Below are 20,954 nucleotides of genomic sequence, written 5' to 3'. Positions count from 1 at the left end.
TCGGGCTTCCGAAGGAGCTTATTGTATGTAAATAGAAAACTATTGGAGGAATTTAAATGGCAAGCAAAAAAGTACATCAAATTAATGTTAAAGGCTTTTTCGATATGGACGTAATGGAAGTTACTGAACAAACTAAAGAAGCTGAATACACATATGACTTCAAAGAAATTCTCTCAGAGTTTAATGGAAAGAATGTTTCAATTACTGTAAAAGAAGAAAATGAACTTCCTGTTAAAGACGTTGAGTAAGGAGATGACTGAATGATCGATCCTATTCAAACTAAGCGTCACTCAGATGAAAACCTTAAAGAATGGAAAATAAGAATCTGCTCTAATAAAGACATTTATAATCTAAACTGGGAAGAAATCAAAGAGTTAATAAACAAAGAAACCGGCGAATCTAAAGGTGAATCAGCTTATAGGAAATGGTTCAACAACTTCATTGAGGGGGTTGAATACCAAAAAGAAAAGTCAGCTGAATCAAACTATTCTCTCCTTGAACTGGAAATGAAAAAGGTTGAAATCATGGAAGAGAGAAAGAAGCTTCAAGCTGTAAAGCATGAAATACATAAAAGCACACGTGTCAAAGGACGAACAGAGCTTCTATATGAAAATGTAACTGAAGCAATTGAGAAAGTAGGCACTCTCCCTTCCCCTTCCTTCTATCCATTGAAAAGAAGCGAAAGAAAAAGAGCTGCAGTTCTAGGATTTGGAGATGAACATTTCGGGAAGCAATTTAAAAGCAACAACAATGAATACAACGAACAGATATATCTGCAGCGTATGAATCAAATTCTTTCTGAAACTGTTGAGTACATTCGCAAAGAAAATTTAGATGAGCTGGTTGTGTTAAATGGTGCTGATAGTGTTGAAGGTATGGCATTGCGCGTATCACAATTGACTGCCCTTCAGTACGGTTTTATTGACCAGGTAATTAAATATTCTAGGTACAAAGCTGAATGGCTACTAGAACTTTCTAAGTACGTCAAAATTAAGTACATACATATCCCTTCTGCAAATCATACTGAACTAAGATTACATAATACAAATCGCTCGGAAATGCCTAAGGAAGATGTAGAGCGTATTATAGCTACTTATATCCATGACGTACTCAAAGACAATGAGCGAATTGAAGTTCCTTTATACGACGAAGGAATTGTGGATTTTAAATTACTTGAATTTGAAATTGTCGCATGTCACGGACACCAGATTAAAAACAAAAAGAATGCCATTCGTGACATCTCACAGATGAAACGAAAATTCTACGATTACATGTACATCTCCCACTTCCACCACGGAAACATGCTCACTGTAGGTGAAGCAGCCACTCATAATATCCAAGTTATACAACTCCCTTCTGTAATGGGTTCCGATGAATACAGTGACAGCTTAATGACAGGTGCCAAAGCTGGAGCAAACCTATCAATTTATGAGTCTGGTAAAGGCCGGACTATTCAGTACGATTACATATTGAATTAAAATACCAACCTCTCAAGGAGACTGAAAATGAAATCTAACTGGTTTATTCAAGAATTAAGTAAGTATTGGAATCACTTTTCATCTGATTTTAAACATCAAATCTCAAAAATTATCGCTGATTAATTTATGTGGACAGATGATGGTGTTTCAATATGGATGTGTGACATCTGCGGCATGTCCTGGTGTGAATGTTGTATTGAATGTGGAATACCTCATAGAGACTGTGAGGGCTGCGACTGTCCAGAATGTTATGTGTGTAACAATAGATAGTTTAATATTATACATACTTAAGAACGATACAGGGTGTATCGTTCTTAATGTTAATTAAACAGCCATCTCTCTTGCCTAGATTTAATTTTTTGAAATTGTACAGTAAAATCTCTATCAATAAAATCCATATCGCCACTTGATGTGTCGATCATTGTGCTAATAACATTACCAATTGGTGGATTACCATTTAAAGTATCGGTGTGAAAATTGGGGTTTACTTGATAATCAGAATAATATTGTAATTCATAATGGTCAATATTATTGATTGTTCTTAACTGTCTTAAATTCTTTATAATATAGTTGAATATATACTCAGCGTAAGCCAAAGTATCCTTGTACGATGGAATTTCACCTTTATGTGTAACTTTATTTCTAAAGTTAACCATTTCATTCTTTATGGGATCTGGAGACTCCTTAAACTCATTTAGATATAAAAAATAAAATGCACCTAATTGTCTTTCAGAACTATTAGATATCATTTTAAATGTTCTGTCCCGTACATCTTTTGATACCCCATTTTTGATCATGAATATTTTAATACAATATTCATACAACCTCTCAACAGAAACTGCAAAACTAGTCACCGCTTCCCTAGTATAACCATCCATTAATGCATGTACTCCCAATTCATAGAGTAGTTCAAACTGCTTTAATTGCAATAAATAATTTCTTTTATGTCCATTTGGGCAAGTTAATACATAATCAGATTTCTCACTTATTTCTACATCAATTGGAGATACACTTTCACATTCTAAACAATAAAATCTCATCTTCATGGTTATCCCTCTTTTCTTATTATTTCCATGGTTAATAATACCCAAAAGCTGTTTGAAATGGAATGTTTTTTAAAACAATAAAACACCTTTTTAGAACGCCCAGTAATGATTGCGGTTCTCTCCTTCTGCTCTATTACTGGGCGTTTTATAAAACGTGTTTACATCAACTAACTTTATGGAGGTGAAATATGTCTACAGAAAAAATCAAATGCTCATGCTGCGGCAAAGAACAAAATGCCAATCAATATTATATATCGGAATCTCCTTTCAATTCTGCAACCGGCAAACTGTCAGTATGTAAGAGCTGTCTCCAAAATGAATTCCAAAAAGACAAAGATAACTTAAAGAATGTTCAAAACATCTTAAGAATGATTGACCGTCCTTTTGTTTACGACTTGTGGGTTTCCGCTGTTAATGAATCAGAGTCCAAGAAAAAATCAGCTGGAAATGTGTTGGGTACGTATATGAAAAATATCGGAATGAAAGATTACAAGTCAAAAACTTGGGCAGACAGTGAGTTTGACTTTGAAGAGGAACAAGAATACACAACACAATTGTTACTAGCTAAAAGTACAGAAGATATATCTAAGGATGACATAGATGAATTAATGCAATTCTGGGGTCGTGGTCTTGATGTTGAAGATTACATTTGGCTTCAGAATGAGTACATTGACTTCACAAATAGGTATGAATGTGATTCTAAAGGAATGGAACTTCTTATAAATGAAATATGTTTGACTCGGCTAGATATCCGTAAACGGCGTGAAAATGGTGAAAAAGTCGATCAGCAGCAAAAAACTCTTCAAGATTTACTTGGATCAAGTAATTTAAAACCAGTTCAAGAAACTGGAGCAAGTGGAGTTGAACAAGAGTCTTTTGGCACTCTGATCAAAAAATATGAGAATGAGAGACCTATTCCTGAGCCGGAGCCTAGGTGGAAAGATCCTGATAAAATCGGGAAATACATTAAGGTATTTTTCCTTGGGCATCTGTCCCGAATGCTTGGTTTGAAAAATCAATATTCAGAGGAATATTGGGAAGAAATGAATAAGCACACTGTTGAAGAACCTGTTGCAGAAGAAGAGGATCGAGAAAATGACCTCACATAAACATTTCACAACAGATCGCAACAAGCACAGCCGAGGAATCAATATCTTTAAAAAGGGAAACAACTTTAAAAAGAAATCCAAATCTGAACGATTAATGGATGGTATCGGCGCATGGACTTCTTTCTATAGAGCAAACCCACATCGTTTTGTAAAAGAATACTTGGGTATTACACTTAAATTGTTTCAATGTATTTTGATTTACATGATGGTACATAACCATTATTTTATGTACTTGGCCAGTCGTGGACAAGGTAAAACTTGGTTAACCTCTGTATACTGCTGTGTGCAAGCCATACTCTTCCCGGGTACTAAAATAGTTATCGCATCGGGCACAAAGGGACAAGCTCGTGAAGTCATAGAGAAAATTGATGACTTACGCAAAGAATCGCCTAATTTAAGGCGAGAAATTGAAGATTTAAAAACCTCAACAAATGATGCTAAAGTGGAGTTTCATAATGGCAGCTGGATTAAAATCGTAGCCTCAAATGATGGCGCCCGCTCCAAGCGTGCAAACCTCCTTATTGTAGATGAATTCAGAATGGTTGATTTTGAAATCATCAGTAAGGTACTTCGAAAATTCCTGACAGCTCCCCGTTCTCCTAAATATCTTGAAAAAGAAGAATATGCTCATCTAAAAGAGCGAAACAAAGAAATTTACTTGTCATCCTGCTGGTATAAGGTTCATTGGTCATTTAACAGATTCATAACTTACTACAATGCCATGATGAAAGGATCCAAATACTTTGTTTGTGGTCTTCCTTACCAGATCGCAATTAAAGAAGGTCTTTTGGATAAAGATCAGGTTAGAGATGAAATGGCCGAAGAAGACTTTGACCCTATTGGTTGGTCAATGGAAATGGAAGCTCTATGGTTTGGTGAATCTGAAAAAGCTTATTTTAAATTTGAAGACATCGAAAAGAACCGCAAGCTTGCTTCTCCCCTCTTTCCTCCCGACTATTACAGTCTAATCAAGGATTCCAACTTCAAATATGAAGGCAAGAAACCAGGAGAAATTAGACTTGTAAGCAATGATATCGCTGGAATGGCCGGTAAGGATAATGATGCCAGTGTTTACACTGTATTCAGACTGATTCCAAACTCCAATGGGTATGATCGTCATATTGTATACATGGAGAGCATCGTAGGCGGTCACACAGGAACTCAGGCAACAAGAATTCGACAAATATACGAAGATTATGATTGCGATTATATTGTATTGGATACTCAGAGTATCGGACTAGGTGTGTATGATGCATTATGCCAGCCTCTATATGATAAAGAACGTGCAAAAGAATATGAACCATTTTCATGTATTAACGATGAAAGAATGGCTGAGCGTTGCACTTATCAAAATGCCGAAAAAGTAATTTATAGCATTAAAGGTAATGCACAATTGAACAGTGAAATTGCTGTATTACTCAAAGATGGATTCAAACGAGGGAAAATCAAAATTCCTATCAGCGAAAATGAAGGAAAAGAATATCTAAAAAGATTTAAAGGCTATGAAGGGTTATCTCCTGAAGTCAAAGGGAAATTCCTTTCAAGCTATGCTCAGATTACCCTTCTAATAAATGAAATGATCAACTTGGAAGCTGAATATAGCGATAACGGACAAGTTAAGCTTAAAGAGCCAAAGAGTAAACGAAAAGACAGATATAGCTCAGTGGCTTATGGCAACTATATTGCTACTGTATTAGAAAGGCAGTTAAACAAACAAACTGAATATGACGTTGAAGATGAACTAGTCTATTTTTAAAAGAAATGAGGTGAAACATGGTAACCTTAAATAAAGTTGACATTGAGTCTGAAGAGTATAAGCAAATGCTGAATGACTATTCAACTTATACTTCTACATTTGCTTCCGGCTTTATCTCAAATATGTTTTCCAATGGCATTGTTACGGAAATTGAGGCCGAACAATTAAAGAATTATTTTTCTAACCCCGATGAATTTCAAGAAGAAATTGAAGATCTTGCTGAGTATTTTTACATTTCGACTGCAGAGATTCACCAATTGTTTGAATTGATTGAAGCCCTCCCTACCCTCAACTATAAAATTGACTCCTTTAATAAAGTTAAGTCTTCAGATAAGCATATTTCCCTTTTGAATAAATCCTTACATAAGGTTAAACACAAAAGACTTACTAGGGATCTGTTAAAACAGGTAGCTACAGCTGGTACTCTTGTTGGTATATGGCTTGGGGATGCTAAGAGTCCCTATCCGTTTATCTTTGATGAGATTAAATATGTGTTCCCCTCTTTTAGGAGAAATGGGGACTGGGTATGTGTAGTTGACATGGAGATGTTCACTAAGTATAAAGATGATCAAAGAAACGAATTGTTAAAAAGCCTCTCCCCTTATATTAAACAAAGCGATTATGAAAACTTCATGAAAGATCGAGAGAAATATCGGTTTAAGGAATTGCCACAAGAAAGAACTTTTCCACTACGCACAGGGACGCTAAAAAGAAATCAAGGATTGGGAACATCTTGGGTTACACCAGGTCTATATGACGTTCTCCATAAAAAGAAACTTAAAGATGTTGAAAGATCGATTGCAAATAAAATTATTAACGCTGTTGCAGTTCTAACGATTGGAACAGATAAAGGTAATGGCGAATACACAAACATGAAGCTGCCTAAAGCAGTTAAACAAAAAATTCATGGTGGCGTTAAAACGGCTTTGGAAAAAAACCAAAAAGATGGAGTGACTGTAGTATCAATCCCTGACTTTGCTGATATCAATTTTCCAGATGTTAAAGCAGATGGATTAGATGGAGCAAAATTTGATCATATCAATAGCGACATTCAATCTGCTTACGGATTATCCGGCTCTCTTTTAAATGGTGATGGCGGTAACTACGCAACTTCGTCATTAAACTTGGATACATTTTATAAGCGTATTGGCGTTTTAATGGAGGATATTGAACAAGAGGTTTATCAAAAGTTATTCAACCTTGTTTTGCCTGCTGCCCAAAAAGACAATTACTATATGAATTACGATAAAGACAAGCCGCTCACTCTTAAAGAAAAAATGGACATCTTAATTAAATTAAACGATAAAGGTTGGTCTATTAAGCACGTAGTTGATAATTTGGCAGGAGTGTCTTGGGAAAGTTACCTTGAACAAACTCTATATGAAACTGAAGAGCTGAAACTCCAAGAAAAAATTAGACCTTATCAAACTTCATATACCTTCACTGGGAATAAATCAGGTCGCCCAAATGAAGGAAATAAAAACAACGACAACACAGTGAAGTCAGCTACATCCAACGGTAATGACAATCCTATTTAAAACTTCACTTTTGAAGGGAGGTGAAATTATTTGACAAAGAAGCAAAAGAAAAAACTATGCCAACTTCAATTGAATGAGATTAAAACATCAGATGACCCAACAAAGTTGTCATGTAGCTTTGTCATTTTTGATTTCGATGTCTCTCACAATAACGCAGTAATTTCTAAGGACGTTGCTCTTGAAGCTGCTTCAACAATTATTAATAAACCGATTGTTGCAAAATATTACGAGGTTGATGAATTAAATACTTTCACAGATGCATTGGGAACTCATGAAGCTTATCTAGACACGGACAAGCACGGAGAACTTGAAGTAAAAAGAGACACTGTCCCAATTGGTGTCTTTACATCTGAGGGATACATAACTGAAATTGAAACCCCAGAAGGTAAAAAAGAAGTATTGGCAGCAGATGCAATACTTTGGAGCTCCCGATTTAAAGATGCATGTGAACTTTTACTTGAATGGTATGGTCGGGGTATTAACATTAATACAAGTTGTGAGATCCTTTATTCAAATTACACTATGCAAGATGGCATTGAACACTTACAGTCCCCTATCTATTTCGAAGGTCATGCAATTTTAAATTCAGAGAAACGTGGAGAGCATGACATTGTCCTCCCCGCTTATGACTCTTCCAAACTCCTTAGCTTTAATGAAATTCAACAATTTGAAAGATTAGTTGCTCAAGCAGCTACAAGACAAAATAATGAGGAAGGTGAAAAAATGAATAAGTTTAGAAAAGTGTTTGAATTGTCTCATTCTGACGTTCGAACACTTCTTTATAACCAATTAGATCCAACCCTTGACAAGGAGTCAGCATCTTATATTGCAGATGTATATGATACATATTTCATCGTAAACGTGTATAGCTGGTCAGATGAAAATAGCTATGACAAATACTTTAAGTTCAACTACACAAGAACAGGCGATACTGTTTCAATTGATTTTGATAGTAAAACTGAGGTATTCGTGACACGTAACTGGGAGGAAGTTGTTCCTGAACCTATTCAAACACAACTTAACCAAAAAGATGAACATATTAAAGATTTAACTAATCAAGTAAATCAAGTCAATAAGAATAAGGCAGATATTGAGCAGCAATTCAACACTGCCAGTGAAAAGCTTGTGCAATTAAATTCTGAAGTGGAACAATTGAAGCCTTATAAAGAAAAACACGAGAAAACTTTATTAGAGCAAAAACTAAGTGAAAAAAATGAATTCTACAAAGCGAAATTTGAAGCTTTAAATGCTGAGGATAAATTCAGTACAGAAGAAGTACAAAACCTTATCCAGGCTTCCATTAAACAAGGTGAAGAAGGAGAAAAAGCTGTATTACAACTTAACACAATGTTAGTTGATTTAGTTAGTGTTCCTGCTGAAACAAATACAACCATTAGAGAATTTTCTAGCAAACGGGAAAATTTAATCCCTAACGATGACTCTTTTGAATCCCGCTTTTCACAATAAATTTTAAAATCGGAGGAATAAAATATGGCTACAAGATTACAAAAAGCCCTTACTGAAGTAGGTAATCATACTACTGGAAACTTGAATTCTTTAAAAATTAAAACAGTTGCTCACGGTGCAAAAGTAACTGGATCAGATATTGACAATTTTATGCTTGTTGAACTTGGATTTGATGCTGAGGGAAACCGTACAGTTTCGAAGTTATCAGATAAAACAAAAAAATCATATTTAATTGCATCTCCTGAAGCACGCTACCTTGGTGAATCAATGAGAGATTTTTATAACGGTGTAGGAGAGCATGCTCGAATTGTTATCCTTGAGCCAGCTTATACCCGTTTTGATGTTTCTGCATTTTCATTTAATACAGGAGTGACTGAGGTTAAACAAGGTCAAGTAGCTCACTTTGATATTGCTACTCAAAAGTATATTCTTAGTGATCCTGCTTCTCCTCATGAAGATTATGCAGATTCTTCTGCTAAGTTCCTAGTTGTAAATAATGAAGATGACCTTGTTTACACAATGGGTCAAAAGCTTGTTCGCCTTGAAGTAATCGAGGCCTAATACATAACAAATAAATTTCAATAAAAGGAGTATTTTAAATGAAATTAGATACTGTGAAAATCAAAGGCTTGTTTAGCCGTGTATTAAATAACAAAATGGACGGTACAGACCAAGCTGATATCCAAACTTACATTAAGAAAGTGTTTGGTGATGGCGGTACTACACCTGACCCTTCCATGCTCCATCAATTTAATAACCTTGTCGTTGAACAAGCTGATGAAATTGCGAAACCAAAAGTAACACAGCTCCTCTCCCTTCTGGCCAATGTCCAACAAGAAAAACGAGGCAATATTAAAGAAATTAAAATTCCAAAAAAGAATAAAGCAAAAGTCATTTGGTCTGCTACAGGCTCTGGTGTTGATTTAGTTCGTGTTGAAGGGCAAGAAACAGTTCCTGCTGTTCCGAAAACTATGTCAACAGGTTTCTATTATGAACCCCTAGATCTGGTAACAGACTCAATTGTTTACTTCAATAAATTGGTGAATGATATTGCAGATGCTAAAGTCCGCTTGTACCTCGATAAAATTCATCAATTAACTGCAAGCGCAATTACAGCTGGTAAAATACCTGCAAAAAATGTTCAAACAGGCTCAAACCTTACTCTTCAACAATACAACAAAGTAGCTTCCGTGCTTCAACGTTATGGTGGAAAACCAATCTTCGTCGCTGACACTCTTCTCATTGACTACTTCGCATTCCAACAAGGAACAGACTCTACGTTTAAGAACTTCTTAACAGAAGAAGTTAAAGGAGAACTCCTCACTGCCCTAAATCCAACTACAATCGGCAGAACTACTGCTGTTAACCTTACTAACCCATTTACAGATGATACAAATAGTAAAGTCGAACTTCCTGTCAACAAAGGTTATATGTTTGCAGGTGGAGTTTCACAGAAACCATTTTCTGTTGTTGAGTATGGTGGACTACGTCAATTGACAGAACAAGACATCGAAGATGAAAGAATCAAAATGAAAATTGTTCAAGATGCTTCTGTTAACCTTCTTTTTGGAGAAGCAATCGGAATTATTGAAGAACAAGCTGCAGTATCTATCTAAATCAAAATATAAGGATTTTTTAGGAGGATATAAATTTGACTGAAAAAATTAAGTTAGCACGATACAGAAGTACATCTTATTTTGTTGGGTATACCGGCGATGGTGGACATAAACAATACACTTGGGCTGGTAGTAAAAATGGTAAGGCTGATATTAAAGAAGTTCCAAAAGAAGTTGTTGAATGGCTCACAATGAACAGCGTTTGTTTCGATAAAGGTGAATTAGTTATTGTTGAAGATAATGAGACAACCAAAGAAATTAAAGATTCTATTGTTGAGTCGGAGGCTTATGAAAATAACATCCATACCAAAGAAGAAATTGAAAAGATGATTAAATCGGGAAATATTGCTCAACTAAAAAATAAGCTCGATAAAATCACAGTGGATTCTGAGAAGCAATTTATTATTGACGTTGCTTCTGAATTTAGCGATGACATTGCTGCAGGCAAATTAAAAGTTTTGGCTGATTGGATGGGAGTGGCTGATCCTTCCCTTCTCTTTGACTAAGAGGAGGGATTTTTATGACATCTTATGATCAAATATGGGAAACCTTTTTAAACAACTGCGAGACGTCCGATTTTGATGTTCCTCAAGAAGAAGAGGACATTTATAAATCAATTCGAAATGCAATCCTTCATTTCAATAACAGGCTCAGAGACAATTTAAGAGCTGATGATTCAACAGAAACTGTAAATAGGGAATTATCGGAGGATGATCTTCTTATTCTTGCACATTTCTTGAGATACATCTTTTTGCTAAATAAAAAGACATTGTTTGAGAATACGTGGCAGCCATTCACTAATGACGTGGGGATTAAAAACTTTGGCACACAAATCAATTCCCTTAAACAAAGTGTAATAGATCAGAAAAACGAAATTGAACGTTTGATATTGAATGCTGCGGTGGATTATCTATGAGTACAATTAAAGTTAAATCTGCAAATAAAGATGGACAAATAAAGCTTGAGGACTTAGATGTTTTTTGCAATAAACTGTGTAAGAGAAACAATTCAGTCCTTTTCAAATTGGAGAAATACCTTAATAAAAAGCTACTAAGTGATACTGAACTTACAGAGATCAGGGACACTATTTTAACAGTAAGTGGGGAGTTAAACAGACTTAAGTATAACTTAGTAACAGACGGTGATTCAATTGAAGGACTACAGTAATTACCACAAGGTTAACATTAATAATAAACTTCTTCATGATGGTAAGCTTATTTTCCAACAAGGCCTTAAGGGGTTTGAATCTGAAAAAGTCACAATTGATGGAATCGAAAAAATAGTTATGATCACCTCTAAGTACTCTAGTGGCGATGGTTCTGCAAGATATATATTAGGTGAAATTGCTGACATTTATCGTGGCGGAGTTGTTAAGTTTAATGATGAAACATGGCTCGTCACCTCCCACCCTCTCAGTAACAAGATTTACAAAAAGGCTGAGATAAAAATATGTGGAACATCATTTTTTCTTACTTCAGAAGACAAGCTAATCGATACTGGCAAAATTAACGAAATCACTGGTAAGCCAATTTATGAAAAAGTACCTGGTGAAAAAACTGAAGTCCCCTGTATATTCGAAAGGACAACTTCAATAAATGGCACTGAATTGGCGGTAAATCTTCCAGATGGTCAAGCAAACATTACAATCCCTTATCTTGTTCATGAAAAATTGAAAATCGGACTTACCCTCACCTTCTTTGGCGAAGATTATCAAGTCAATGATATAGACTATTCTAAAGTTTATGGAGACCACGGAACAATAAAATTAGTTGCCAAAAAGAAAGTTGGTGAAAAGACATGAGCATGACTGTTGAACAGATGACAAAAGTCTTCCGATTAGTTATGGATGATGTTGAACTGAATCGGCTCTTGTATTACAAAACTGATCCTCTCTCCCCTTCTCATCCAGATGTTCAATCACTCGAAAATTATTATGACTCCACAAATGACTCTCCCGCTATAATCAATACCATATTCAAGCGAGCACCTAAAACAGATGATCTATCGGATTCACCTTTATGTAGAATGTGTGTTTATTTAGGGAATGCATTACCAAAAACATCCAACCAAAGTGCGATGCTTCTTGATCAAGACTTGATGATTGATGTTTTCACCCATATTAACACCTTTGAAGAAACCGAATTTAGAAATCTTAAGATTAATGACAGAATTAACAAGCTCTTGTTCAATCAGAATTTTGCTGGTATTGGTAAGACAAACTCTTACAAAAGACTGCTAATCACTAATCCTCCTGATGGTTACCTCGGATATAAATTAATTTATACCTTTGGGGCAATGAAATGATTGATAGTGAATTCTTTATAACCGGTGAACCAATCCCTACTGAATTTGGCGGTTGTCGTTTTATAAAAGTTAAGGAATATGCTTTTTTAACTCCGTACCTCAGCTGGTTTAAGATGTCTAAGAAAGAGATTATTTATACTTACAGCAAAAAGGAAAATAATCAATTTGGCCAATTAGATGGTCTTATTGCCGAACTTAAAAAACTGTCATTATTTGAAATTACAAGTATCCTTCCGAATTTTAAAGAAGCGTATGAAGTAATATTTAGTACAGTTTTTAATGGCGTTGAAATTTTAGAGAAACTTACACCGGAAAACTTTGAAGCCCTAAGAGAATTGGTCTTGAGAATGTCTTGTCTAAAAGAGGAAAAAATCAGCTCTAACCCAGAGATACAGCGAGCTAACGAGCGCAGCAAAAGGGTAAAAAGTCAGGATTCAGATATGGTTGATATGGCAGACATCATGAGCAGTGTTGCTGCTCACACTGGATATTTGTACAAAGATATAAATGAAATGACTCTGTTTCAGTTATACATGACTTACTACAGAGTTGGTCAATTCAAACAGTACGATACCTCCACCCTGTTTGCAACCGTTTCACCTGATGCAGCCAAACACATGGAAAGCTGGGGCAAACATATCGACTTATTTGAAGAAGAAAAACACTACATAAGCAGAGAAAGTTTCATGAAACAAACTAAAGGTTTTGGTAAAGGCAGCGCATAGCTGTCTTTTTTATTATTTAAGGAGGCAACAATTAGATGAAAACAGTTATTCAAGATACAGCTGACGTTTATTTTAAACGAAAATCTGACGGTAAGCTTGTATTCACAGCCGAGGCACAAACAGCATCATTCTCCCAAGCAATCTCCGAAGAAAAACTCAGAGGTGGAATCGGAAATAAACCACTTTACATTCTTAAATCTGAGAAGGAAATTAACCTAACTGTCAAAAATGCTTTCTTTGATTTAGAATGGCTTGCAATGACACAGGGTGAAACAATTCAGGAAGAAACAAAAGTAAAGGTTTTCGATAGAGAACATGGACTGATTGTAGATGATACAAACAAAGTTACTCTAAAAGGAAAACCTGTAAGCGATGTTACTTTCTATAACAAAAAAGGTTTAACATATAAAATTGCTGTTTCAACTGATGGCACATATACAATTCCAACAGCATTTGCGGCTGCTAAAGACAAACTAACAGCTGTGTATCAAATTGAAAAAGTCGGTAGACGTTTAGCCATTAAAGCCAGCAAGTTCTCAGAACGATATGAAGTTGAATATCGCACCATTGCTTATAACCCTGATACAGAAGAAGTTTACAGTGACATCTATATCCAGTTCCCTAATGTTTCTCCTTCAGGGGAATTTGAAATGTCATTAGAAAATGGAAATGCTTTAGCACCTGAAATTAAGTTTGAAGCGTTAGCAGATACAGATACAGACGAAATGGCTGTAGTAATCGAAGCAAGTAGAGATGAAAATACCGCAGCTCCGGTTGAGGATACAACAGGTTCAACTCAAAGCTCAGATCTTGGCGGAACAACTGAATAATTAAGGAGGCGTTTATTATTGCTTTTTTAAACCAGGACGGTGATAAATACACCTCTGCAAAAGATGATGGGACAGGTAATCCCATAACAGCTGTATCAATTGAACGTTCCACTGTCCCCTTGGAGGTTGGTCTCAATAATGACCAGCCTCTTAATGTTAATGTGGCCAACACTGCACTTGATGTAAATATAACTAATACGGCTTCTGTCCCTGTTTTGGTTAAAAACACTGCAGCAATTAAAACCCAAGTTCAAAAATCCTATTCTGAATTTGTTGTTACTGATGCTGATACCGTAGCTACAGGTGCAACTAAGTCTTATACAGTTGATCTAATCGATTCACTTGGTGTTTTCAGAACTTACGGTGTTGCTATGTACACAACTCAAACAGACAGCTCAAACAGCAAAGTTTTAGCAAGTATTTATTCTGTACCGAAAAACATCCCATTTTATTCTGCAACTACATCAGGTAATGATAGTTCTGTTTTATTCAACAGCATTGCCTTTGTTCAGAATTACCCTTTGCAAAAACAATTAACTTTCACTGCTCCAAAAATACATCTGACAGTTAAAGCAGCCGGGACAGTTGATCTAACTGGGTTAAAAATCGTTGTTTGGGGGATGGAATAATGACATTTGATGAAATATGTGGTCTGTTCAAACAATTTGATGGCTTGGAACAAAAATTCCTATTGCTATCAGATGGATCCTATATCAGTGTTGATGATTTCAAGCAACGCTTTGAAGGCGACTTCAATGAGTACGAACCTTTAAGTTCGCTTCAGTCATCCCCTTCTTCTTCCCCAGCTTGGGAAGGCATATGGAATAAGCTACAAGAGGATGGGCTTTTTGAATAAGTCCTCCCCTCTTATTTTTCTAGATAAAAGACAGTTTTTATACAGATTAAGGAGGTGGAGTTGTTGACAGAAACGACTGAAAATGTCGTAATCACGATTCCAGACAAAACTTCATTTACTTTTCACGACTCTGCAACAACCGCATCAGAAGGTGAAGAATTTGTAGTGGGTCATTTTCGGGAACTTACTGTTAAGATCTCTGGTTCCTCTACTTCTAGGGAATTAAAATTCTTTTCAATTGATGAAAACGGTGAAAAAACGGAGCTGGGAGCAACGAACAAAACAGACTTCCAATTAGGAACGGGTACTCTAAATACCAATGAAAATTGGGATATTGATATCGCAGGTCTGTATAAAATTATAGTTAAACTAATCTCAGTTAGTGGCGGAGATGTTACAGTGAAAGGAATTGCAGTTAGCTAATGAGTAGCAGCAAATTTGTAGGACAACTTAAACAAAACAACATACAAATCAACAATCTTAAAGATTCCCTATCACGTACTGAAAAACATATGACTGATTATGAAAAAGAATTGTCTAATGAGATTAATTCGTTTATGGAAAGACAAAATTTCGAGCTTAAATCGCACACTGAAGATATAAACAATCCTCACAAGGTGACTAAAACACAAATCGGCCTCGATAAAGTTTTAAATGTGGAACAAGCTTCAAAAACAGAGTTTGACTTACATGCCTCAAACATTGAAAATCCGCATAATGTCACAGCTGCTCAAATTGGACTTAGTAATGTTCTAAATGAAAAGCAAGCTACAAAAGTTGAATTTGATGATCACGTTAAAAATTTATCTAATCCCCATTCTGTAACAAAAGAGCAGATAGGATTAGGGAATGTCACTAATGTTGAACAAGCCAGTAAAACTAATTTTGACAATCATGCGTCTGATAAAACTATTCATGTTTCAGAGGATGAACGAAACAAATGGAATACTGCCGAGGATAATGCCAAAGGCTATACAGATGAACACGCTAGTCGAAAAGATAATCCGCACGGCGTGACAAAAGTCCAAATCGGATTAGGTAACGTTAAAGATGTTGAACAAGCATCATTGACCGACTTTAATGCTCATAATTCTAATTCTATTCGCCACATTACCGCAGATGAACGTTCAAAATGGAATTCTAACCTTAGCTCAGAGTCATTTAATAAAGCAGTCTGGTCTAATATTACATTACAAAATGGAGCCACCGCTGGCACCCGTACTCCTATATATTCTAAATGGGGCAACTTACTGTTAATCAGAGGACATATCGTAACATCAGCAGACATTATTTTTGGCACAATCCCAACAACTGCTGTACCAATTGGTGGCTCTGTAAATCTAGTTCCAATCAGCGGTACTGGCGGAAGTGCAGGATTAATTATCTATGATACTGGAGAAATGAAAATAAAATATCCAACACCAACTGATTCCTCAAAAGTTACAGGTTATTATTTGGATATTGCTGTTCCGCTACAGTAAACAGCAAGGAGGTTAAAATGGTACAAGTCTATAGATATGATGAAGATTTCATATTTGAAAAACCTATCCTAATTGAAGATGTAAATGAAGGGGATGAGTTTCTTCTTCCAGAGCGTTGCACAGAAATCCAACCTCCTTCTTTTTTTAAAGCAAAGTTTGATATTAACAAACAAGAATGGTTCGAGTCTGCTACCCAGGAGTACATCGATAGCCTAACACCTCTAACTCCTGTTCCAACAGATTTGGACAAAGTAAAGCAACATTTGGGTGACTTGACATTTCAACTCATGATGGGAGGCTTTATTTAATGAATTGGTACGCTATAATTAAGGATTATTACAATGATGGAATCGGGGTTTGGGACGAATACCGAGTTAAGCAAGCTGTTATCAAAGGAAAAATCACACCCGAAGAATACAAAGAAATAACCGGAAAAGATTACATTGAAGACGAGATGTAAATGTGATAATTTGTATTTATGAATATATTAAAAAACTTAATAATTGTATTTCTAATCTTCATAAGTGGATGTTCCAACGCTTCCCACTCTTCTATTAAAGGGGCGGAAAAAACTGAAAATCCTCCCATTAGTAACTACAACCCACTGATTATTGCTCACAGAGGAGCGTCTGGTTTAGAACCAGAACATACCGTATTATCTTACAAACGAGCAATTAAAGATAAGGCAGATTTTATAGAAATTGACCTGAGACAAACTAAAGATGGCAAGTTAGTCGCAATACATGATAAGGATGTTGAAAGAACAACTAATGGAAAAGGAAAAGTACAGGAACTGACTTTGTCACAATTGAAAAAATTCAATGCAGGTAAAGGTCAAAAAATATTAACAATTGAAGAGATTATCAAAGAATTTGGTCTCTCGACCCATTATTACATTGAAACCAGAGAAGATAATAATGGCAATTTAGTAATGGAACAGGAACTTGTCGATATACTGAACAAATATAACTTAATCGTTAAACATAAAGTTGTCTTACAGTCTTTTAGCGAAAAGAGTTTAAAGAAGTTACACTCAATAAATAAAGATATTCCCCTTGTTCGTCTAATTGGTGATGAAGAGGTGAAAAGTTTAACAAGGGATACTCTAAAAGATATCAAAAAATATGCTTATGCAGTTGGCCCTAACGCTAAATTAGTTGATGAGTCAGTTGTAAAGAGAGTCCACGATGCAAATCTAAAAATACATGTGTTCTTTGATGCAGAAAATGAGAGAAAGCTAACCAAGAAAATGCTTGGTTTAAAGGTTGATGGATTGTTTACCAATGATCCAGCTTATACTCTAAACGAGCTAAAATAAAATCATATTGAAGTTTTCCAAGACACCCCTTCTTGCGGGTGTCTTTTGTTATGAAGAGGATAAAAAGGAGGAAATAAAATGGCATCAAAAAAGTTGAACTTGGGATTAATCGAGGAAAGCGTCAGTAAATATGACAAGAAAGAAAAAGTCCAATTAACTGATGAGGCGCATGTGTTTATTTATCCACACTTCTCCCCTTCTCGGTTAACAAAAATGTTAACAGGATTGATTTCAGATCCACAAGAAGCAAAAGAAGCAGGTATCAAATCCTTCAAGGATATAAATCAAGCTCACTGGGCATTCTTCTCACTAATCAAAGAATTTACAGATTTGGGCATTCCAAATGACATTAAAAATAAAGTTAAGTGGTATCTTAAACTTGTAGATTCAGAGTACTTTCCTTTAATTATCAATAGCTTTCCTAAAGAGAGCTTAGAAAAACTGGGTAAAGCCACTGTTATGCTGCAACAAAACATAGATGAGTTATCAAAAAAATCTCAGGAAGAAGCAAATAATCTTATCCTTCAGAAGGTCGAAGAAATTGAAGGCAGTGCTGCCCCACAATGATGGCGAGAAACATTAAGGAAATTAAGGTTATGATTGAACAAGCTACAATTCAGTCTATACATAAATCTTCCTCTAACGTTAAGCAAGTCATGACGAAAACAGGTCAAGATCATGTTGAAGAAGATGTTTACGGCACCTATAGCCCCCTACTCTATGAACGTACAGGAAAGCTTAAAGACGCTTTTATAACCACCAACGAGAGTAACGGGGTATCATTGGATAATATTAGAGAAGATGATGAGAAAGATGTTGCTACAGTCATTGAGACCGGACGGGGTTATACCTACCCTGATTCATATGGATATGGCTACGGTAAACCTCGTCCTTTTATGAAGTATACTGCCGAGACTCTAAAAGATGGACGACTAACAGATGCATTAAAAAGAGATTTAAAAGCAGACGGAATTAAAACAGACTAGTGGCGGTGAATTAATGGTCAAAATTAAGAAAAACATGTTACGGGATAGGGCTAAAAAACTTCCTGAAATCACAGATGAAATGTGGTTACATGTAAATGATGAATTAAGGACAATTGTTGATGAGTTTATTGCTGTTCAAAACTTTAGTCCAGATACAAAAAAAACAATATCAATCTGGACTAAGACAGTTTGGATATTATGTATATCAATCAATGAATAACAAACCTTTATATAAGCTTACCAAAAGAGATATTCTTCGCTATTTAAGCTACCTTCGTGATAATCGCAAACTCTCCTCCTCTGCACAAAGTTTTAAAAAAGCTTGTGTTTCATCCATGTTTAACTACATCGAGAATGTTATTGCTGATGACGAGGATTTCAAAGAATACCGTAGCTTTAGAAATTTAACTCGTGGACTCCCTCCCATCCCCAAAAACAAAGTATATGACAAAGTGAAAATTACTTTTGATGAGTACAAAGATATGATGGATGTACTTGAAAAGGACGAGAATTATTTAGGTATGGCCTGGCTTGCAACAGCCTTTAATGTTGGAGCTAGAAGAAGTGAAATTATACAATTCAAAACCGAAATACTTGATTATCCAATACCTGATGGTAAAACGTTTGTATACAGTCATAACGTGCGCCTAAAAGGACAAGGTGATGATGGGAAAGTAGAGCCTTATATGATTAATCTTGAGGCATTAAAATACATGCGATTATGGGTTGAGAAGAGAGGTTATGAATCGGAGTACATATTTTCAACTAAATACGGTGGCGAAGTTAAACAAGCTTCAAAGTCATGGGCAGATTATTTTTGTTCAAATGTTTTAAGCGATATTCTCCAACGAAGAGTCAATCCTCATATATTTAAAGCCTCTTGTGTAACTTACCTTCTTGAAAGTGGAGTGGATTTAAAACTCGTTTCAAAGTATGTTGCACACCACGAAGATGTATCAACCACTATTGCCCACTATGATCTTAGGGAATTTGAAGAAGAGAAAAATAAGATATTCTTATAACACTCCCCCTCTCCTTCTAAATAAAATCCCTCTTTTATTCAGAATCAAAATCCTTCCTCTTGAGGGATTTTGCTTATGTATGAAACTTAATTTAAACAATTAATAAGAACAAAAAATACCCCTTTATCAAGGGGTATAATTCGTAAAATTGAGCTATCTTCTAGAGTAATTTCCAGTTGAGCTTGTAAGTGCATAAATAAAGGCTAGTATTAAAATAAATCCACTAACAACTCCTGAAAATTTCCCTAAAAACATTTGCACAAGTGTTATTAATCCTATAACGCCTGCAATAGAAATAGAAAATGGGAATATAGATTCTCTCCATTCTCCGTATCTCAAGGATACTGCTCCTTGTTTAAAGGATAAAAAGACAGTTAGTCCTGTATATGCCAATGATAAAATAAATGTAATCAAAGGTGCTACATAAAATGTAGGGTCTATTTGAGTGTTATCTAAGAACTCTCGAGCAGTCTTTACAGAACTTGTGGTGAAATGAAAATATAGGAAGATTATGTATAAAACCAAGTTGCCACTTACAAGATAAAAAAGATTTTTGTTACTCAATAATAACCATTCCTTCCCTTTTATGATTTAAGAACCTCTGTTTGCATTATAACATTTAGCACCTATAAAATAAAAGAATTTTACTTATATTTCTGCATTTTTTGACACTTGCGATAATAGTTTTGCAGGATAATATACTCACTACATATCTCACCTGTTCTAAACTTTTGGAAACCATGGTATAATGCAGGAAAATGGTTCCGGTGGTGGTTGAATGATCTGGGCAATTATTGTTTTGTTAATAATAGCTGCTTTCTTTATAATTGGGGATTTTGGTGTAGATAAACAAAAGGAAATAGAAAAACAAAATTTAGAGAAAATAATTTCCGCAGGAAATTACCCAAAGGATTATAAATCATATTTAACCCCAGATAAAAATAAAAAGCTGACTTTGGTTGAATCCGAAAATAAGTTTGTTATTCATCATTTCAATGAAATATTGGCAATTGAAGAAAAATCAATCCCATTTAGCAAAATAATCGAAGCTGAGATAGCCATTGATGATCAATCCGTAACAAGAATTTCTAGAGGTAGTCAAATGACTGGAGCCGTTATCGGAGGACTTGCTGCAGGAGGTATTGGGGCTCTCGTTGGAGGGTTATCTTCAGACAGAACTGAGTCCAAATATTTTAGAAAGATTGATCTTAAGTTAAAGCTTGATGATTTCTCTAACCCCATAACTAAAATAGAATTCTTACCAAGGAAAACTGATACTGGCTTACAAAACACTAAAGGATATAAACAAGATGATCAAAAAGTTAAGGAAGCTTTATCGAATGTTGAAATTTGGCAAGGGATTATGGAAATAGCAATACGTAAAGGGAGTAGAGTCACTCAATAGCTGAGTGGCTTTTTTAT

At 35.4% G+C, this 20,954-nt stretch carries 27 protein-coding genes and 1 pseudogene; 26 read left to right on the top strand and 2 right to left on the bottom strand.

The window, feature by feature from the left end:
- Positions 1-56: 56 nt before the first annotated feature.
- Together ACQVGS_RS10515 and ACQVGS_RS10510 are read left to right on the top strand one after the other, a co-directional pair.
- Positions 57-248 carry a YonK family protein gene (locus ACQVGS_RS10515; RefSeq protein ID WP_010328101.1) on the top strand — a complete coding sequence of 64 codons (192 nt, stop codon included), beginning with the start codon at positions 57-59 and terminating at the stop codon, positions 246-248.
- Positions 249-260: 12 nt separating this feature from the next.
- Positions 261-1,478: a hypothetical protein gene (locus ACQVGS_RS10510; protein ID WP_283933497.1), complete on the top strand. Its 1,218-nt coding sequence runs from the start codon at positions 261-263 to the stop codon at positions 1,476-1,478.
- A gap of 320 nt (positions 1,479-1,798) precedes the next feature.
- On the opposite strand, the gene ACQVGS_RS10505 is transcribed toward ACQVGS_RS10510, so the two are convergent.
- A complete protein-coding gene (locus ACQVGS_RS10505) occupies positions 1,799-2,524 on the bottom strand; it encodes a hypothetical protein (RefSeq protein WP_491831599.1) in 726 nt (241 codons plus the stop codon).
- 188 nt (positions 2,525-2,712) lie between these two features.
- On the opposite strand from ACQVGS_RS10505, the gene ACQVGS_RS10500 reads away from it, so the two are divergent.
- The 23 genes and pseudogenes from ACQVGS_RS10500 (at position 2,713) to ACQVGS_RS10390 (ending at position 19,532) form a co-directional block, all read left to right on the top strand.
- A complete protein-coding gene (locus ACQVGS_RS10500; RefSeq protein ID WP_491831597.1) occupies positions 2,713-3,633 on the top strand; it encodes a YonG family phage-derived protein in 921 nt (306 codons plus the stop codon).
- Positions 3,620-5,389 carry a terminase large subunit domain-containing protein gene (locus ACQVGS_RS10495; protein ID WP_160245132.1) on the top strand — a complete coding sequence of 590 codons (1,770 nt, stop codon included), beginning with the start codon at positions 3,620-3,622 and terminating at the stop codon, positions 5,387-5,389. Before ACQVGS_RS10500 ends, ACQVGS_RS10495 begins: the two co-directional genes overlap by 14 nt.
- Positions 5,390-5,406: 17 nt before the next feature.
- Positions 5,407-6,927 carry a hypothetical protein gene (locus tag ACQVGS_RS10490; protein ID WP_491831595.1) on the top strand — a complete coding sequence of 507 codons (1,521 nt, stop codon included), beginning with the start codon at positions 5,407-5,409 and terminating at the stop codon, positions 6,925-6,927.
- 30 nt (positions 6,928-6,957) lie between these two features.
- On the top strand, positions 6,958-8,394 hold the full coding sequence (locus ACQVGS_RS10485) for a DUF8531 domain-containing protein (RefSeq protein ID WP_491831593.1): 1,437 nt from the start codon (positions 6,958-6,960) through the stop codon (positions 8,392-8,394).
- A 24-nt stretch (positions 8,395-8,418) separates the two neighbouring features.
- The gene (locus ACQVGS_RS10480) at positions 8,419-8,955 is read left to right on the top strand and encodes a hypothetical protein (RefSeq protein WP_491831591.1); all 537 of its coding nucleotides are present in this window, start codon (positions 8,419-8,421) and stop codon (positions 8,953-8,955) included.
- Between the two features lie 38 nt (positions 8,956-8,993).
- Positions 8,994-10,010, top strand: a complete 1,017-nt coding sequence (locus ACQVGS_RS10475; RefSeq protein ID WP_041337005.1) for a YonB family capsid-like protein — start codon at positions 8,994-8,996, stop codon at positions 10,008-10,010.
- Between the two features lie 35 nt (positions 10,011-10,045).
- Complete coding sequence (locus ACQVGS_RS10470; protein ID WP_019712890.1) at positions 10,046-10,516, top strand: hypothetical protein; 471 nt, start codon at positions 10,046-10,048, stop codon at positions 10,514-10,516.
- A 14-nt stretch (positions 10,517-10,530) separates the two neighbouring features.
- On the top strand, positions 10,531-10,926 hold the full coding sequence (locus tag ACQVGS_RS10465; protein WP_068947513.1) for a hypothetical protein: 396 nt from the start codon (positions 10,531-10,533) through the stop codon (positions 10,924-10,926).
- On the top strand, positions 10,923-11,177 hold the full coding sequence (locus ACQVGS_RS10460) for a hypothetical protein (RefSeq protein WP_491831588.1): 255 nt from the start codon (positions 10,923-10,925) through the stop codon (positions 11,175-11,177). Before ACQVGS_RS10465 ends, ACQVGS_RS10460 begins: the two co-directional genes overlap by 4 nt.
- Entirely contained in the window at positions 11,161-11,811 is a 651-nt protein-coding gene (locus tag ACQVGS_RS10455; protein ID WP_491831586.1) for a hypothetical protein, read from the top strand. The genes ACQVGS_RS10460 and ACQVGS_RS10455 overlap by 17 nt, the downstream gene beginning before the upstream one ends.
- Positions 11,808-12,314 (top strand): hypothetical protein, encoded by a 507-nt coding sequence (locus ACQVGS_RS10450; RefSeq protein WP_491831584.1) that lies wholly within the window; start codon positions 11,808-11,810, stop codon positions 12,312-12,314. The genes ACQVGS_RS10455 and ACQVGS_RS10450 overlap by 4 nt, the downstream gene beginning before the upstream one ends.
- The gene (locus ACQVGS_RS10445; RefSeq protein WP_491831582.1) at positions 12,311-13,039 is read left to right on the top strand and encodes a hypothetical protein; all 729 of its coding nucleotides are present in this window, start codon (positions 12,311-12,313) and stop codon (positions 13,037-13,039) included. Before ACQVGS_RS10450 ends, ACQVGS_RS10445 begins: the two co-directional genes overlap by 4 nt.
- Positions 13,040-13,074: 35 nt before the next feature.
- On the top strand, positions 13,075-13,869 hold the full coding sequence (locus tag ACQVGS_RS10440; RefSeq protein ID WP_010328117.1) for a YomU family phage tail tube protein: 795 nt from the start codon (positions 13,075-13,077) through the stop codon (positions 13,867-13,869).
- Positions 13,870-13,886: 17 nt separating this feature from the next.
- Positions 13,887-14,498: a hypothetical protein gene (locus ACQVGS_RS10435; protein WP_213383400.1), complete on the top strand. Its 612-nt coding sequence runs from the start codon at positions 13,887-13,889 to the stop codon at positions 14,496-14,498.
- Positions 14,498-14,725 (top strand): hypothetical protein, encoded by a 228-nt coding sequence (locus tag ACQVGS_RS10430; protein WP_491831580.1) that lies wholly within the window; start codon positions 14,498-14,500, stop codon positions 14,723-14,725. Before ACQVGS_RS10435 ends, ACQVGS_RS10430 begins: the two co-directional genes overlap by 1 nt.
- 63 nt (positions 14,726-14,788) lie before the next feature.
- Positions 14,789-15,148, top strand: coding sequence for a CBM20 domain-containing protein (locus ACQVGS_RS10425; RefSeq protein WP_491831578.1), 360 nt, complete (start codon positions 14,789-14,791; stop codon positions 15,146-15,148).
- Positions 15,148-16,206, top strand: a complete 1,059-nt coding sequence (locus ACQVGS_RS10420) for a hypothetical protein (protein WP_491831576.1) — start codon at positions 15,148-15,150, stop codon at positions 16,204-16,206. Before ACQVGS_RS10425 ends, ACQVGS_RS10420 begins: the two co-directional genes overlap by 1 nt.
- Positions 16,207-16,223: 17 nt before the next feature.
- Entirely contained in the window at positions 16,224-16,514 is a 291-nt protein-coding gene (locus ACQVGS_RS10415; protein ID WP_032721617.1) for a YomQ N-terminal domain-containing protein, read from the top strand.
- Positions 16,514-16,666: an XkdX family protein gene (locus ACQVGS_RS10410; protein ID WP_491831574.1), complete on the top strand. Its 153-nt coding sequence runs from the start codon at positions 16,514-16,516 to the stop codon at positions 16,664-16,666. The genes ACQVGS_RS10415 and ACQVGS_RS10410 overlap by 1 nt, the downstream gene beginning before the upstream one ends.
- Positions 16,667-16,684: 18 nt before the next feature.
- A complete protein-coding gene (locus ACQVGS_RS10405; protein WP_491831572.1) occupies positions 16,685-17,524 on the top strand; it encodes a glycerophosphodiester phosphodiesterase family protein in 840 nt (279 codons plus the stop codon).
- A 78-nt stretch (positions 17,525-17,602) separates the two neighbouring features.
- Complete coding sequence (locus ACQVGS_RS10400; RefSeq protein ID WP_491831570.1) at positions 17,603-18,091, top strand: hypothetical protein; 489 nt, start codon at positions 17,603-17,605, stop codon at positions 18,089-18,091.
- A complete protein-coding gene (locus ACQVGS_RS10395; RefSeq protein WP_069323067.1) occupies positions 18,091-18,510 on the top strand; it encodes a YomN family phage-derived protein in 420 nt (139 codons plus the stop codon). Before ACQVGS_RS10400 ends, ACQVGS_RS10395 begins: the two co-directional genes overlap by 1 nt.
- Positions 18,511-18,523: 13 nt before the next feature.
- Positions 18,524-19,532: pseudogene (locus tag ACQVGS_RS10390) on the top strand (tyrosine-type recombinase/integrase).
- A gap of 153 nt (positions 19,533-19,685) precedes the next feature.
- Here ACQVGS_RS10390 and ACQVGS_RS10385 read toward each other — a convergent pair.
- A complete protein-coding gene (locus tag ACQVGS_RS10385; RefSeq protein ID WP_072557207.1) occupies positions 19,686-20,096 on the bottom strand; it encodes a hypothetical protein in 411 nt (136 codons plus the stop codon).
- 214 nt (positions 20,097-20,310) lie between these two features.
- On the opposite strand from ACQVGS_RS10385, the gene ACQVGS_RS10380 reads away from it, so the two are divergent.
- Positions 20,311-20,937: a hypothetical protein gene (locus ACQVGS_RS10380; protein ID WP_041337015.1), complete on the top strand. Its 627-nt coding sequence runs from the start codon at positions 20,311-20,313 to the stop codon at positions 20,935-20,937.
- Positions 20,938-20,954: the final 17 nt, after the last annotated feature.

The sequence above is a fragment of the Bacillus sp. SD127 genome (assembly GCF_058566445.1).
Note: the sequence above shows the minus strand (reverse complement) of the source record. Positions and strands in the feature narration are given on the sequence as shown.